The organism is Aquabacterium sp. (assembly GCF_035476535.1).
Taxonomy (GTDB): Bacteria; Pseudomonadota; Gammaproteobacteria; order Burkholderiales; family Burkholderiaceae_C; genus Pseudaquabacterium.
The window spans coordinates 26,609-41,379 of sequence record NZ_DATILJ010000019.1; the positions used below are offsets into that span (position 1 = coordinate 26,609).

Below are 14,771 nucleotides of genomic sequence, written 5' to 3' on the forward strand. Positions count from 1 at the left end.
GGGTTCCTTCAGGCATCAAGCGCCCGGGCAGTGAGCAGACGCTTGATCGGCGCCAGGTGGTTGAGCAGAGTCATGCCGCGGTTGCGAAGTTCCCGCAGCAGGGGTTGGGGGCTGGCGAAGAGGTGCAGCAGGCCATCGGTCAGCCCGGCCATCGCCTGCGTGGGCAGCGCGCGCTCGCGCACGTGGCGGCGCAGCAGCAGTTCATCACCCAGGCCGCGCCAGGGTTCCCGCTCGGCGAGCGTGCGTGCCAAGCAAGCCACGTCGGCCAGGCCCAGGTTCAGCCCCTGGCCGGCCAGCGGGTGCACCAGGTGTGCGGCGTCACCCACCAGCACCCAGCCCGGGCCGCACAGCCGATCGGCCTGCGCGATGGCCAAGGGCCAGGTGGTGCGCTCGCTGGCCAGGCTCAGCGTGCCGGCGGCGCCGCCGGTGGCCTCGTTCAGCGCCTGCTCGAACTCGGCCGCCGGCGCAGTGCGCAGCGCCTCGGCACGTGCGCTGGGCAGCGACCACACCAGCGCCAGGCTGTGCGCGGCTTGCGGGCGGTCCAGCGGCAGCAGCGCCAGCACATCGGGGGACTTGAACCACTGCCGCGCCACGCCGCCATGGGCCTGGCTGGCGACCAGGCGCGCGGCAATGGCCGACTGGCCATAGGCGTGGCGCTCGAAGCTCACGCCCAGCGCCTGCCGCGCGGCGGATTCCTTGCCTTCGGCCAGCACGGTCAGCGCAGCAGGCACCTCGCCGCTGGCCAGCCGCAGATGCGGCGCAAAGCGCGCGGCCGTGCGCAAGGCGGTGTCCAGTTCCGCGGCATCGACGATCCAGGCCAGCGCCTCGACCCGCTGCCGCCACGACGAGAAGTGAATCGCGCCACCCGGCGCGTCGCCTTCGACATGCATGTCGTACACCGGCGTCACCGCATCCGGCGGCAAGGCGTCCCACACGCGCAAGTCGCTGAGCAACTGGCGCGACGCGGCATTCAGCGCATAGGCCCGCACATCACCCTGCACCGCCGCCGGCGGCACGCTGGGCAAGGCCACCGACAGACCCTGGCGCGACAGCGCCAGGCCGAGGCTGAACGCCACCGCCCCGCTGCCCCGGATGCAGACATCGACCTTGCCACCGACCGTTTCCATCGCGCGATTGTAGGAAGCGCCACCCTCACCGCATAAAATTGCCCGCTTTGGCCGCGCAAAGTTGCCGGTCAAGCCCCCGAAAGCCTTCCATGAGCCTCAAATGCGGCATCGTGGGCTTGCCCAACGTCGGCAAGTCCACCCTCTTCAATGCGCTGACCAAGGCCGGCATCGCCGCCGAGAACTACCCGTTCTGCACGATCGAGCCGAACGTGGGCATTGTCGAGTTGCCCGACCCGCGGCTCAGCCAGCTGGCCGAGATCGTCCAGCCCGAACGTGTGGTGCCGGCGATCGTTGAGTTCGTCGACATCGCCGGGCTGGTGGCCGGCGCCAGCAAGGGCGAAGGCCTGGGCAACCAGTTCCTGTCGCACATCCGCGAAACGGATGCCATCGTCAATGTCGTGCGCTGCTTCGAAGACGACAACGTGATCCACGTCGCCGGCAAGGTCGACCCGATCTCCGACATCGAGGTGATCCAGACCGAGTTGTGCCTGGCCGACCTGGCCACGGTGGAAAAGAGCCTGGTGCGCTACACCAAGTCGGCCAAGGCCGGCGGCGACAAGGAAGCGCAGCGCCTGGTCGATGTGCTGAAGAAGTGCCAGGCCGCGCTGGACGAAGCCAGGCCGGTGCGCAGCATCGCGTTCAGCAAGGAAGAGCAGGTGGTGCTGAAGCCGCTGTGCCTGATCACCGCCAAGCCGGCGATGTTCGTCGGCAACGTCAGCGAAACCGGCTTCGACAACAACCCCTACCTGGACCGGCTGAAGGACTACGCCGCCAAGCAAGGCGCACCGGTGGTGGCCATCTGCGCCAAGACCGAGGCCGAGCTGGCCGACATGAGCGATGAAGACCGCACGATGTTCCTGGCCGAGATGGGGCAGGATGAGCCGGGCCTGAACCGGCTGATCCGCGCCGCGTTTTCGCTGTTGGGCCTGCAGACCTACTTCACCGCCGGCGTGAAAGAAGTGCGCGCCTGGACGATCCACATCGGCGATACCGCGCCGCAGGCTGCCGGCGTGATCCACACCGATTTCGAACGGGGCTTCATCCGCGCGCAGACCATCGCCTATGCCGACTTCGTCAGCCATGGCGGCGAGCAAGGCGCCAAGGATGCCGGGCGCATGCGCGCCGAAGGCAAGGAATACGTCGTCAAGGATGGCGATGTGATGAACTTCCTGTTCAACGTCTGACCGCTCGGTATTGGTCGGCGACCGTGCGCCGATGCCCACGATCACCGCGACGGTTCCGGCCGGCGCGGTGGTAGTCTTGCCACTCTGCCTGACAGGGCGCCCGCGCCGCGCGGCGTCCGCCCCGTGATGCCGGCTGCCGGACTGCTCTCGATGCTGTTGCCCGCCGTGCTGACGGCACTGGCCTACGTGGGCGCCGGGCAACTGGCCCTCCTGCTGGCCATCCCGCCAAGTTACGCGGCGCCGATCTACCCGCCGGCCGGCATTGCGCTGGCCGTCGTGCTGGTCTACGGCTACCGCGCCCTGCCCGGCGTGCTGGCCGGCGCCTTCTTCGTCAACGCCTTGCTGGCCCACCCGCGCGGGCTGCCACCGATGACGGCCCAGCTGCTGGCGCTGGCCATTGCCATCGGCGCCACCGCGCAGGCCGGCGTCGGCGCCTGGCTGGTGCGCCGGCGCAGCAGTTCACGCGCGCTGGCCGAGCCGCGCGACGTGCTGGCGTTCTGCCTCTACGGCGCGGTGCTGGCCTGCCTGCTGAATGCCTCCATCGCCACCACGGCGCTGTCGCTGCTCGGCGTGCTGCCTGCCGAGGCACGGGCCTTCACCTGGTGGACCTGGTGGGCCGGCGACACGCTGGGCGTGCTGATCGGCGCGCCCACGGTGCTGAGCCTGATCGGGCGGCCGCGCGCCGATTGGGCGCCGCGCCGGGTGGCCCTGGCCCTGCCGCTGATGGCCGCGCTCAGCCTGCTGGCCCTGGCCACCGTGCAAGTGACCCGGCTGGACCAGCTGCGGGGCCGCGCGGTCTTCGAGCAATCCGCTGCCGCGGCGGCCGACACCATCAGCAGCCACCTGCAACAGGCGCTGTTCGCGCTGCAGGCCACGCACGGCCTGTTCCTGGCCTCCAACGAAGTCTCGCGCGACGAACTGCGGCGCGTCGCCGAACCCTGGCTGGCCTTGCCGATCAGCCTGCAGGCCATCGGCTACAGCGAACGGGTCGCGCGCAGCGACTTCGCCGACTATGAAGCGCGGGTGTCGGCAAGCGATGGCCGCAGCCTGCGCATCTTCGAGCGCCGCGAGCGCGGCACCGCGCCGATCTCTGCGCAGGACGTTGACGGCGTGGTGATGCGCTTCGTCGAACCTTTCGACCGCAACGCTTCGGCGCTGGGCGTCAACGTGCTGTCGATTCCGGCCGCGCGCGAAGCCATCGGCCGCGCGGCGCGCGGCGATCAGGCCACGGCCTCCGCCGGTTTTCGTCTGACGCAGGAAGTGGGCGACCAGACCGGCGTGGTCCTCTACCGCGCGCTGTACCGCGGCGAGCCCGGGCCGGCCGAGCGCGCCGAGGCCTTGCGCGGGGTGGTCTTCGTCACGCTGCGCATGGACCAGTCACTCGCCGCGGCGATGAAGGAGCAGCCGGGCACCCTGCGCTGGTGCCTGGTGGACATCGATCCGAGCGCGACGCGGCCTCGCCTGGCCGGCCCGCAGGGTTGCGACAACGCGGCACCTGACACCCATGAATTCCAGCGCACGCTGAACTTCGCGGGACGGCAGTGGCGCGTGCGCATTGCCGCCCGCGCGGCGGACTTCGCCGAGGGCGGCCATGTCAATGCCTGGCTGTTTTCGACTGCCGGCCTGCTGTCCACGGCGCTGCTGGCCGTGCTGCTGCTGACAGTGACCGGGCGCACCCGGCGCATTGAATCGGCTGTCGCGCAGCGCACCGCCGAGCTGGAGCGCGAGATGGGCGAGCGCGCCCGCACCGAGCAGGCCCTGCGCGAAAGTGAACAACGGCTGCGCAACATCCTGGACCACGCGCCGATCGGCATCCTCTATGCCGACTTGCAGGGCCGCGTGCGGGAAGCCAACCCGAAGTTCCGCGACATGCTGGGCTACGCCGCCGATGCGCTGGCCGGCAAATCCATCGCCGAGCTGACACCCGAAGAAGACCGCGCGGATGATGCCGAGCTGCTGGTGCAACTGCTGCGCGGCGAGGCCGCGCCGCTGCGCCGGCGCAAACGCCTGGAGCGCCGCGATGGCCAGCCGGTGTGGGTGCAGATGATCCTGAGCGTGCTGCGCGACGCCAGTGGCCAGCCGCAGCGGCTGGTGGCGGTGGTCGAGGACATCACCGAACACCTGAGACTGCTGGAAGCCGAGCGCGGCCGCGACCTGGCCGAATCGGCGAACCGGGCGAAGAGCGAATTCCTCTCCCGCATGAGCCACGAGCTGCGCACGCCCTTGAACGCGATGCTGGGTTTTGCGCAGCTGCTGGAACTGGACCGCCAGCCGGCGCTGGCCGGCCACCAGCGGGAGTGGACGGCACAAATCCAGCATGCCGGCTGGCATCTGCTGGAGATGATCAACGACATCCTGGACCTGTCGCGCATCGAGTCCGGCATGATCCGGCTGGACACCGTGGCCATCGACGCGGCGCCCTTGCTGCGCAGTTGCATCGCGATGGTGCAGCCGAGTGCCGCACAGCGTGGCATCCAGGTGCGCGAGCACATCGAACCCGGCACGCGCGCGGTGATGGCCGACCCGACGCGGCTCAAGCAGGTGCTGACGAACCTGCTGTCCAACGCCGTCAAGTACAACGTCGATCAAGGTCGGGTCGACGTCGAAGTGCAGGCCGGCGCGTCCGGCATGGTCGAGGTCCGCGTCACCGACAGCGGCCTGGGCCTGTCGGAGACCCAGATGGCCGAGCTGTTCCAGCCCTTCAACCGCCTGGGCCGCGAGCACAGCCAGATCGAGGGCACTGGCATCGGCCTGGTCATCAGCCGCCGCCTGGCCGAGCTGATGGGCGGTGGCCTGCAGGCCCATAGCCAGGAAGGCCAGGGCTCGACCTTCGTGCTCAGCCTGCCGGCGGCGGCGGGGCAGGTCGGCCCGGATGCTGCCGCCGGCTTGATCGACCCGCTGAGCGCGCCCTACCGCCGGCGGCAGGTGCACTACGTCGAGGACAACGAGACCAATGCCGAGGTCATGCGCGGCATCCTGGCCCAGCGCCCGCAAGTGGAGATGACCGTCTCGGCCTCCGGCCTGGACGGCCTGGCGGCGATCCGCATGTCGCTGCCGGACCTGATCCTGCTGGACATGCACCTGCCGGACATCGATGGCCTGGAACTGCTGCGCCACCTGAAGCACGACTTGCGCACGGCCGACGTGCCGATCGTCGTGGTCTCAGCCGATGCCACGCCCGCACGCATCAATGAAGCGATCGCCGCCGGCGCCGCGCACTACCTGACCAAACCCTTGAACCTGGGCACTTTCCTCGCGTTGGTGGACGGCCTGCTGGGCGAGATGGACACACGATTCGGATGAAGTTAGTACAAACTCTCTTTGAAATCTAGTCTTGGACTGAGACGAAACCATCTCACAGGCCAGAACCCGCATTTAGCACTCATCAGTCAGGAGTGCTAATATTTGGGAACCAAGGAGCCTGAACCTTGTCTCAAAGACCCATGAACCTCACATCGACCACTGCGCTGTCCGTCCGCGATCCCTGGGCCCTGGTGCCCTCGCTGGGGAACCTGGATGCCTACATCACCGGCGTGAACCGCCTGCCGATGCTGACGCACGAGGAAGAGTTGTCCTTTGCCCGCAAGCTGCGCGAGCAGGGCGACCTGGAATCGGCCGGCCGGCTGGTGCTGTCTCACCTGCGGCTGGTGGTGTCGGTGTCACGCCAGTACCTGGGCTACGGCCTGCCGCACGGCGACCTGATCCAGGAAGGCAATGTCGGGCTGATGAAGGCCGTCAAGCGCTTCGATCCGGAACAAGGCGTGCGCCTGGTCAGCTACGCGCTGCACTGGATCAAGGCCGAGATCCACGAATACATCCTGCGCAACTGGCGCATGGTGAAGCTGGCCACGACCAAGGCGCAGCGCAAGCTGTTCTTCAACCTGCGCTCGATGAAGCAGAACCTGAAGAGCGATGCCAGCGATGCCAATGCGCACCGCAACACGCTCTCTTCAGCCGAGATCGAGCAAGTGGCCAAGCAGCTGAACGTCAAGCCGGCCGAAGTGATCGAGATGGAAACCCGGCTGTCCGGCGGCGACGTGGCGCTGGAGCCGCAAACCGACGACAACGAAGAAAGCTTTGCGCCGATCGCCTACCTGGCCGACGACTCCGGCGAGCCGACCCAGGTGCTCGAGGCGCGCCGCCGCGATGCGATGTCCAGCGACGGCTTGACGCAGGCGCTGGCGGTGCTGGATGCACGCAGCCGCCGCATCGTCGAAGAACGCTGGTTGAAGGTCAACGACGACAGCAGCGGCGGCATGACACTGCATCAACTGGCCGCCGAGTACGGCGTCAGTGCGGAGCGCATCCGCCAGATCGAAGTCGCGGCGATGAAGAAGATGCGCAAGGCCATGGAGGCCGTCGCCTGACGCTCGCCACCGTGCCGCCCACCGGCTGGCCGCAGCCACCGGGCGGCAGTTCAGCCCGTCTCAGCAAGTAGGCGCTTCAGGTCGTCGGCCAGCGCCTTGGCACCGGTGCCATAGCGCGTGAACAAGCGGATGCGCCCCTGCGCATCGAAGACATAGGAGCCGGCCGTGTGGTCGACGGTGTAGCTGCCTTCTGTCTTGCCCGGCACCTTGGCATAGAACACCTTGAACTGCCGCGCCAGTTCCTTGGTCTGCTCGGGCGTGCCGCGCAGGCCGACCATGTCTGGACCGAAGTTCGCCACATAGGCCTTCAACAGCGCTGCCGTGTCCCGCTCGGGGTCGACGGTGACGAACACGCCCTGCACCCGCGCGCCGTCGGCGCCGAGCGAGCGTTTGACTTCGGCCAGCTCGGACATCGTCGTCGGGCAGACATCCGGGCAGTGGGTGTAGCCGAAGAACACCACCACCACCTTGCCCTTGAAATCGGCCAGCGTGCGCGGCTGGCCGTCGGCGTCCGGCAAGAAGAACCCCCGGGCGTAGTCGGCGCCGGTGATGTCGATGGCCTTGAACCCGGCCCCGGCGGACGGCGAGAGCCGGTCGCAGCCGGTGACCATGCCCGTCAACGCCAGCGTGGAAAGCAGCAGCGCGCTGCGACGGTGGATCACGGCAGCCATGGCATCAGGTAGTGGTCGAGCAGCAGCGCCGCGAACAGCAGCGACAGGTGCAGGATCGAGAAGCGGAAGGTCTTGCGCGCCAGCGCGTCGCTGTAGCGGCGCCACAGCATGAATGCGAAGGCAATGAACCAAAGGCCCAGCACCACCGCCGCCGCCAGGTACAACCAGCCGCTCATGCCGATGATGAAGGGCAGCAAGGTCGCCGCGAACAGCACGAAGGTGTACAGCAGCACGTTCAGCCGCGTGAACTCCGACCCATGCGTCACCGGCAGCATCGGCAGGCCGGAGCGCCGGTAGTCTTCGACGCGGTACAGCGCCAGCGCCCAGAAATGCGGCGGCGTCCACAGGAAGATGATCAGGCACATCGCCAGCGCCTCGGGCCCCACGTCGCCGCGCATCGCCGCCCAGCCCAGCACCGGCGGCATCGCGCCGGAGGCCCCGCCGATCACGATGTTCTGCGGCGTCAGCGGTTTCAGCACCACGGTGTAGATCACCGCGTAGCCGACGAAGGTGGCGAAGGTCAGCCACATCGTCAGCGGGTTGACCGCGACGTACAGCAGCACGCTGCCGCTCACCCCCAGCAACATCGAGAACACCAGCGCCTGGGTGTTGCTCAGCTCACCCTTGGCCGTGGGACGCCACGCCGTGCGCGCCATCTTGCGGTCGATCTGCTGCTCGACCAGGCAGTTGAAGGCCGCCGCCGCACTGGCCACCAGCCAGATGCCCAGTGCCGCCGGCAAGGCCAGGCGCAGGTTCGGCCAGCCCGGTTCGGCAAGCAGCATGCCGATGACCGCGCAGAAGACGATCAACTGCACCACGCGTGGCTTGGTTAGCGCGTTGTACTGCGCCCAGCGGGAGGCCGGCGCCTGCGAAGTGGCAAGGGTGGGGTTCATCGGGAGCGCCGATTCTAGGCAGGCTGCGCCGCCCGGGCGGCGACAGGGCCGGCGGCCGGGCGCAGGCGCGCCAGCAGCGAGCTCAGCACGCCGACCAGCGCCGCGGCGCCCCCGCTGTGGGCCAGCGCCGCGGCGATGGGCCAGTCGAGCACGACATTCGACAAGCCGGTGGCCACCTGCGCCAGGACCAGCGCCGCCAGCAAGCCAGCATAACGCCGATAAGGCGCGGCCGGCTCGCGGCGCAGGCGCAGCATCAACCAGACCAACCCGCCGACCGCGACCACGGCGAACAAGCGGTGCGCCATGTGGATGGCGACCAGCGCCTCGAACGGCAGGTAGCCGCCATGCCCCGCCCGGCCGAGTTCACGCAGCAGCGTGAAACCATGGGCCGCATCCATCGCCGGCCACCACGCGCCGTTGCAATCCGGGAAGCCGCGACAGGCCAGCACTGCGTAATTGGTGCTGACCCAGCCGCCCAGCGCGATCTGCCCCAGCACCAGCGCCAGCACGGCCAGCACCGGCCCACGCGGCAGGCCCGGCGGCAGCGGCCGGTCGGCGAACGATTCATGCTGACGCACCAGCAACACCAACAGCAGCACCGCCCCCAGCAGATGCAGGGTCACGACCGCCGGGTAGAGCTTCAGCGTCACGGTGTACTTGCCGAACAGGCCCTGGACAATGACCCAGGCCAGCGTCGCCAGTGCCCACCACGGCGAATGCGGCAGGCGGGCGCGAACGCGCCAGCTGAAGACGGCCGCCACCAGGATCAGCAGACCGACCACCATCGCCAGGTAGCGGTGCAGCATCTCGATCCAGGCCTTGGTCCAGGTGACCGGACCGCTGGGCATCGCCTGCTGTGCCGCATGGATGTCGGCCTGCGCGCCCAGCGGGCTGGCCTGGCCGTAGCAGCCCGGCCAGTCCGGGCAGCCCAGGCCGGAATCGGTGAGCCGGGTGAAGGCGCCGAAGACGATCAGGTCGAAGGTCAGGAACAGCGTGAGCGCAGTCAAAGCCGCCAGCCGCGCCCGGCTGGACGCCGCGCGCTGGCGCAGCCACCACCAGGACAGCGGCAGCAAGGCCACCAGCAGCACGAGGGCGGTCAGCTTCAGTGCCGGCGAAGGGCCCGCCATGTCCAGCATCGCCATGCTCCTTCAGCGCCCGGGCAGGTCCCAGCTGGCGGACCCACGCAGCAGGCGATCGAGGTCGCGCTTCAGTTTCGACGGATCCGGATCGGCCGGCGCCCGCATCATCCATTCGCCCATCGGATCGACGATGTAGAGGTGATCTTCCAGCGCCTGGCCCGGCGCTGGCCGCAGCCACGCGGCCACGGCCGCCCGTGGCAGCCGCAGCGCCAGCATGCCCGGTGTCGTCGCCAGTGCCGATCGCAGGGCCGGCGCCGGCACTGCGTCATCGATGATCAGCCAGACCTTGTCGACGCGATCGCGCTCGCGGCCCATCATTTCGCGCAACTGCCGCTGCAGGTAGAGGCGCTTCTCGCAGGCAGCAGCACAACGGCTGTCGCCCACCACCACCAGCAACCACTGGCCCTTGAGCGAGCGCATCGGCACCGGCCGGCCGTCCAGCGCCTGCGCTTCGACGGCCGGCAGGCCTGCGCTGGGCTGCACCAGGTCGCTGTAGGCCGTGCCCCGGCCCTGCGGCCGGATGACGAAGTAGGTGAAGTAGCTGGCCACCACCGGCAGCGCGCAGACCAGCAGCACCAGCAGCATCTTCAGCCGGCCACGGCGCACGCGCGCCGGGTCACCGGCGACCAGGTCCGGCGGAGGCATCGAGTGCACGGTCAGGCCCAGCGGCTCAGCGCGGGGCGAGGCGTCGGGGGCGGATGAGTTGGAACCAGACATAAAGACCCGCGATCAGCGCACTGAGCGCGAACCATTGAAAGGCGTAACCATGGTGTTTGCCGACGTCGACGGCCGGCAGCGGCCAGCCGCGCCGCAGCACCTGCGTCGGAGTTGATGGCCCATCATCGAGTTGCTGCACCGACAGCGGCCGCAGCGCCACGCCGATGTCGCGCGCCAACGCGTCGAGGTCGAGATTCTGCCGGATGATGCCCTGCCCCTCCGGCCCCAGCGACAACAGCGCTGAGGGCGGTGGGGCCACGCGGCCGGTCAAGGCCAGTTCGCCGGCGGGCGTGTCCACCGCCACCAGCCGCGCCCGGTCCTGCGCATCACGCGGCACCCAGCCGCGCTGCACCAGCACCGCGTCGCCGGGCGCCAGCAGGAGCGGCGTGACCACGTAGAAGCCGGGCCGGCCGTCCATTTGCCGGTTGTCCAGGTAGATCGTGTGCTGTGCCAGCCAGCGTCCCGTGAGCGGGATTCGCCGGTAGTGCTGCGCTGCGGCCGTGGCCTTGTCGCGCGCCAGTTCCAACGGGGCCAAGGGCGGCAGTGAGGCGCGCTGCTCGATCGCAGTCTGCAGCGCGATCTTCTGCGCGGCTCGGCCGAGCTGCCAGAGGCCCAGGCGCGTCGTCAGCAGCACGCTGGTGACCGCCGCCAGACCGATGAGCCAGCGGGTTGCGCGCGGTGTCATCGATGCCAGCCTGCGGGACCGCATCGATAATCGCCCGCCATGAAAACCGTCATCGTGATCGCGCTGGTGCTCGTGCTGGGCGCACTGGCCAGTGCCGGCGTGTTCATGCTGCGCAAGGGCAACACCGACGACAAGACGGCGCGCGACAAGCGCATGGCCTGGGCCCTGGCCTTGCGCGTGGCGCTGTCGATCTCGCTGTTCCTGTTCATCCTGCTGTCCTGGCATCTGGGCTGGATCAAACCCACCGGCCTGCCGGTCGGCCGCTGATCCAGTCTTTGACGCTCATACGCGTTGCCAAGGGAAAACGCCGCCCGTGGGCGGCGTTTCTCGCTGTGGTCAGACGACGCTGCGTCAGAGCCAGTACACCAGGAAGTACAGGCCCAGCCACACCACGTCGACAAAGTGCCAGTACCACGCCGCGCCTTCGAAGCCGAAGTGGCGCTTGGGCGTGAAGTGGCCCTTCATCAGGCGCAGCGTGATGAAGGTCAGCATCAGCATGCCGACGAACACGTGGAAGCCGTGGAAGCCGGTCAGCAGGTAGAAGGTGGAACCGAAGATGCCCGAGCTGAGCTTCAGGTTCAGGTCGCTGTAGGCATGCATGTATTCGTAGGCCTGGAAGCCGACGAAAGTGATGCCCAGGAACACCGTGATCCACATCCACAGAATCGTCTTCGCGCGCTCATTGGCCAGCAGCGCGTGGTGGGCGATCGTCAGCGTGCCGCCGGAGGTCAGCAGGATGGCCGTGTTGATCGTCGGGATCGGCCACGGGCCCATGGTCATGAACGGATCGACCACGTTGGCGGGCGACGCCGTGAGGCCCACGCCGTTGCTGGGCCAGATGGCCTTGAAGTCCGGCCACAGCACCTGGTGGTCCAGATTGCCGAGCATCGGCAGCGCATGCGCGCGCGCCCAGTAGAGCGCGCCGAAGAACGCCGCGAAGAACATCACTTCGGAAAAGATGAACCAGCTCATGCTCCAGCGGTAGGACACATCCACCCGCTCGGAGTACAGGCCGCCTTCGCTCTCGCCGATGGCGTCGCGGAACCAGACGAACAAGGTCGACAGCCAGATCACCATGCCCAGCAGCAAGGACCACTTGCCCCAGTCGGTGCCGTTGATCCACTGCCCTGCGCCGAGGATCACGAAGAACAGGCCGAGGGCGGCCATCGCCGGGTGGCGCGACGGGCTCGGGATGAAGTAGTAGGGCGTTTGCCCGTGGGGCGTCGCAGCGGACATCTTGTGTGCTCTCCTCGAAACCTATTGAACCTGTGTTGATGGGCCCGCGGCCGCCTAGGCGGCAACGCCGCTGGCCACGACCCAACGCACCAGCAGCACCAGGGCGCCGATGAAAATGGCCGCGCCGACGATGCCGGCGATGATCACGTGCACCGGATTCAGCTTCGCCACATCCTGCTCGTAATCGGCCGAGCGCCGGATGCCGAAGAACGACCAGGCCACGGCCCGCATCGTCTGCAGCGGCGAGGCCTTGCGCGAGGCGGCGCTCTTGAAGTCGTCGCTCATGATTGATCCGGCATCACCGCCACGGCCGCCGCCTTGGGCGTCGCCGTTGTCGGCGCCGGCGGCACCTTGCCGCCGACCTCGAAGAAGGTGTACGACAGCGTGATCGTCGTGACATCCTTCGGCAGCTTCGCATCGACGTAGAACACCACCGGCCACTGCTTGCGCTCGCCGGCCTTCAAGGTGTATTCGTTGAAGCAGAAGCATTCCAGCTTGTTGAAATGCGCCATCGCCTGCATCGGCGCATAACTCGGAATGGCCTGGGCCGCCATGGTCCGGTTCTGCATGTTGCGGAACTCGTACATCACGGTCGTCAGCTCACCCGGATGGACCTGCAGTGAATTCACCGCCGGCTTGAAGTCCCAAGGCCCGCGCGCATTGGCATCGAACTCGATGGTGACCTTGCGCGAATAGTCGACCTGCGTGCTGGCCTTGCGCTCGCGCGTGCCGGCCAGGCCCGACGCGGTAAGCCGCTCGTTCAGCGACAGCACGTTGATGCCCAGCGCCTCGCAGATCGTGCGGTACATCGGCACCAGCGCGTAGCCGAAGCCGAACATCACCAACACGATCAGCGCGAGTTTGCCCAGCATGCGCCGGTTGTCGCGGCGCAGCAGTTGGGGCATCGAAGGCAACGGCATCGTCTTGAAGCGTCAGCGGCCGAACAGCAGCACCTTGGCCACGAAGCCGATGCCGAAGATCACCGCCACCGACGCCAGGGTCAGTGCCAAGCGGACATTGGCCTTGCGTTGTTGTGCCTGAGGGTCCATGGCAGCCTGCCCAGCGTCAGCCGACCACCCGCGTGGCGCTGACATCCAGCTTGGGCGGGTTCTCGAAGGAATGGTAGGGCGCCGGCGACGGCAGCTCCCATTCCAGGCCCTCGGCGCCTTCCCAGGGCTTCTGCGGCGCCTTGGCGCCCTTGCCGCGCATCATCGGCACGCAGACGAACAGGAAGAAGTACACCTGCATCAGCCCGAAACCGAAGGCGCCGATCGTCGCCAGCATGTTGAAGTCGGCGAACTGCATCGGGTAGTCGGCATAGCGTCGCGGCATGCCGGCCAGGCCGAGGAAGTGCATCGGGAAGAAGGTGACGTTGAAGAAGACCAGCGAGCCCCAGAAGTGCAGCTTGCCGCGGAATTCGCTGTACATCACGCCGGTCCACTTAGGGCCCCAGTAGTACACGCCGCCGAACAGGCCGAACAGCGAACCGGCGACCAGCACGTAGTGGAAGTGCGCCACCACGTAGTAGGTGTCCTGCAGCTGGATGTCGATCGGCGCCATCGCCAGGATCAGGCCGGTGAATCCACCCATCGTGAACACGAAGATGAAGCCGACGGCCCACAGCATCGGCGTCTCGAAGGTCATCGAGCCGCGCCACATCGTGGCGATCCAGTTGAAGATCTTCACGCCGGTGGGCACCGCGATCAGCATCGTCGCGTACATGAAGAACAGCTGGCCGGTCACCGGCATGCCGGTGACGTACATGTGGTGCGCCCACACGATGAACGACAGGATCGCGATCGACGCCGTGGCATAGACCATCGAGGTGTAGCCGAACAGGCGCTTGCGCGCGAAGGCCGGCACGATGGCGCTGACGATGCCGAAGGCCGGCAAGATCATGATGTAGACCTCGGGGTGGCCGAAGAACCAGAAGATGTGCTGGTACATCACCGGGTCGCCGCCGCCCGCGGGCGTGAAGAAGCTGGTGCCGAAGTGGCGGTCGGTCAGCGTCATCGTGATCGCGCCAGCCAGCACCGGCATCACCGCGATCAGCAGGTAGGCGGTGATCAGCCAGGTCCAGGCGAACAGCGGCATCTTCATCAGCGTCATGCCAGGCGCGCGCATGTTCAAGATGGTCACGATGATGTTGATCGAGCCCATGATCGACGAAGCGCCCATGATGTGCATCGCGAAGATGCCGGCGTCCATCGACGGGCCCATCTGCAGCGTCAGCGGCGCATAGAGCGTCCAGCCGGCTGCCGGCGCACCACCGGGCATGAAGAACGAACCGACCAGCATCAGCGCCGCCGGGATCAGCAGCCAGAAGCTCAGGTTGTTCATGCGCGCGAAGGCCATGTCGGCCGCGCCCACCTGCAGCGGGATCATCCAGTTCGCGAAGCCGACGAAGGCCGGCATGATCGCGCCGAAGACCATGATCAGCCCGTGCATCGTGGTGAACGAGTTGAACAGCTCAGGGTTGAAGAACTGCAGCCCCGGCTGGAACAGCTCGGCGCGGATGCACAGTGCGAGGATGCCGCCGATCATCAACATCGTGAACGAGAACAACAGGTACATCGTGCCGATGTCCTTGTGGTTCGTCGCGAACAACCAGCGGCGCCAGCCCTGTGCCGGGCCGTGGTCGTGGTGATCATGGTCGTGATCGTGGGCATGCCCGTGGTGCCCGTGGTCGGGGGCGGCGTGCGGCGGGAGAACGGCGCTCATTGGCGTGGCCTTTCAGCGGTCGATGCGAGGG

The 14,771-nt window shown here is 67.8% G+C and carries 15 protein-coding genes; 4 read left to right on the top strand and 11 right to left on the bottom strand.

What is annotated here, in order from left to right:
- Positions 1 to 8: 8 nt before the first annotated feature.
- Positions 9 to 1,127: an FAD-dependent monooxygenase gene (locus tag VLK61_RS02270; protein WP_325417849.1), complete on the bottom strand. Its 1,119-nt coding sequence runs from the start codon at positions 1,125 to 1,127 to the stop codon at positions 9 to 11.
- A gap of 89 nt (positions 1,128 to 1,216) precedes the next feature.
- Here VLK61_RS02270 and ychF point away from each other — a divergent pair, with 89 nt between their 5' ends.
- The 3 genes from ychF to rpoH all read left to right on the top strand — a co-directional run bounded on the left by ychF (position 1,217) and on the right by rpoH (position 6,678).
- On the top strand, positions 1,217 to 2,311 hold the full coding sequence (ychF, locus tag VLK61_RS02275) for a redox-regulated ATPase YchF (protein ID WP_325417851.1): 1,095 nt from the start codon (positions 1,217 to 1,219) through the stop codon (positions 2,309 to 2,311).
- A gap of 150 nt (positions 2,312 to 2,461) precedes the next feature.
- Positions 2,462 to 5,614, top strand: coding sequence for a CHASE domain-containing protein (locus VLK61_RS02280; protein ID WP_325417853.1), 3,153 nt, complete (start codon positions 2,462 to 2,464; stop codon positions 5,612 to 5,614).
- A 140-nt stretch (positions 5,615 to 5,754) separates the two neighbouring features.
- Positions 5,755 to 6,678, top strand: a complete 924-nt coding sequence (gene rpoH, locus VLK61_RS02285; protein ID WP_325417855.1) for an RNA polymerase sigma factor RpoH — start codon at positions 5,755 to 5,757, stop codon at positions 6,676 to 6,678.
- Positions 6,679 to 6,728: 50 nt separating this feature from the next.
- Here rpoH and VLK61_RS02290 read toward each other — a convergent pair whose 3' ends face one another.
- The 5 genes from VLK61_RS02290 to VLK61_RS02310 are packed head-to-tail and all read right to left on the bottom strand — an operon-like array spanning position 6,729 to position 10,783.
- Positions 6,729 to 7,349, bottom strand: a complete 621-nt coding sequence (locus VLK61_RS02290) for an SCO family protein (protein ID WP_414636755.1) — start codon at positions 7,347 to 7,349, stop codon at positions 6,729 to 6,731.
- Entirely contained in the window at positions 7,337 to 8,242 is a 906-nt protein-coding gene (gene cyoE, locus VLK61_RS02295) for a heme o synthase (RefSeq protein WP_325417857.1), read from the bottom strand. Before cyoE ends, VLK61_RS02290 begins: the two co-directional genes overlap by 13 nt.
- A gap of 14 nt (positions 8,243 to 8,256) precedes the next feature.
- The gene (locus VLK61_RS02300; RefSeq protein ID WP_414636756.1) at positions 8,257 to 9,384 is read right to left on the bottom strand and encodes a COX15/CtaA family protein; all 1,128 of its coding nucleotides are present in this window, start codon (positions 9,382 to 9,384) and stop codon (positions 8,257 to 8,259) included.
- Between the two features lie 6 nt (positions 9,385 to 9,390).
- A complete protein-coding gene (locus VLK61_RS02305) occupies positions 9,391 to 10,098 on the bottom strand; it encodes an SCO family protein (RefSeq protein ID WP_414636757.1) in 708 nt (235 codons plus the stop codon).
- Positions 10,052 to 10,783: an SURF1 family protein gene (locus VLK61_RS02310; protein WP_325417861.1), complete on the bottom strand. Its 732-nt coding sequence runs from the start codon at positions 10,781 to 10,783 to the stop codon at positions 10,052 to 10,054. The genes VLK61_RS02305 and VLK61_RS02310 overlap by 47 nt, the downstream gene beginning before the upstream one ends.
- A gap of 39 nt (positions 10,784 to 10,822) precedes the next feature.
- Here VLK61_RS02310 and VLK61_RS02315 point away from each other — a divergent pair, with 39 nt between their 5' ends.
- Positions 10,823 to 11,050, top strand: coding sequence for a DUF2909 domain-containing protein (locus tag VLK61_RS02315; protein WP_325417863.1), 228 nt, complete (start codon positions 10,823 to 10,825; stop codon positions 11,048 to 11,050).
- A gap of 84 nt (positions 11,051 to 11,134) precedes the next feature.
- Here the strand turns inward: VLK61_RS02315 and VLK61_RS02320 are convergent, their stop codons facing one another.
- The 5 genes from VLK61_RS02320 to ctaD are packed head-to-tail and all read right to left on the bottom strand — an operon-like array spanning position 11,135 to position 14,740.
- A complete protein-coding gene (locus tag VLK61_RS02320; RefSeq protein WP_325417865.1) occupies positions 11,135 to 12,019 on the bottom strand; it encodes a cytochrome c oxidase subunit 3 in 885 nt (294 codons plus the stop codon).
- A 54-nt stretch (positions 12,020 to 12,073) separates the two neighbouring features.
- Positions 12,074 to 12,304 carry a DUF2970 domain-containing protein gene (locus tag VLK61_RS02325; RefSeq protein WP_325417867.1) on the bottom strand — a complete coding sequence of 77 codons (231 nt, stop codon included), beginning with the start codon at positions 12,302 to 12,304 and terminating at the stop codon, positions 12,074 to 12,076.
- Positions 12,301 to 12,924 carry a cytochrome c oxidase assembly protein gene (locus VLK61_RS02330; RefSeq protein ID WP_325417868.1) on the bottom strand — a complete coding sequence of 208 codons (624 nt, stop codon included), beginning with the start codon at positions 12,922 to 12,924 and terminating at the stop codon, positions 12,301 to 12,303. Before VLK61_RS02330 ends, VLK61_RS02325 begins: the two co-directional genes overlap by 4 nt.
- A gap of 27 nt (positions 12,925 to 12,951) precedes the next feature.
- Positions 12,952 to 13,068: a cytochrome oxidase small assembly protein gene (locus VLK61_RS02335; RefSeq protein ID WP_325417870.1), complete on the bottom strand. Its 117-nt coding sequence runs from the start codon at positions 13,066 to 13,068 to the stop codon at positions 12,952 to 12,954.
- Positions 13,069 to 13,084: 16 nt separating this feature from the next.
- A complete protein-coding gene (gene ctaD / locus VLK61_RS02340) occupies positions 13,085 to 14,740 on the bottom strand; it encodes a cytochrome c oxidase subunit I (RefSeq protein ID WP_325417872.1) in 1,656 nt (551 codons plus the stop codon).
- Between the last annotated feature and the right edge of the window lie 31 nt (positions 14,741 to 14,771).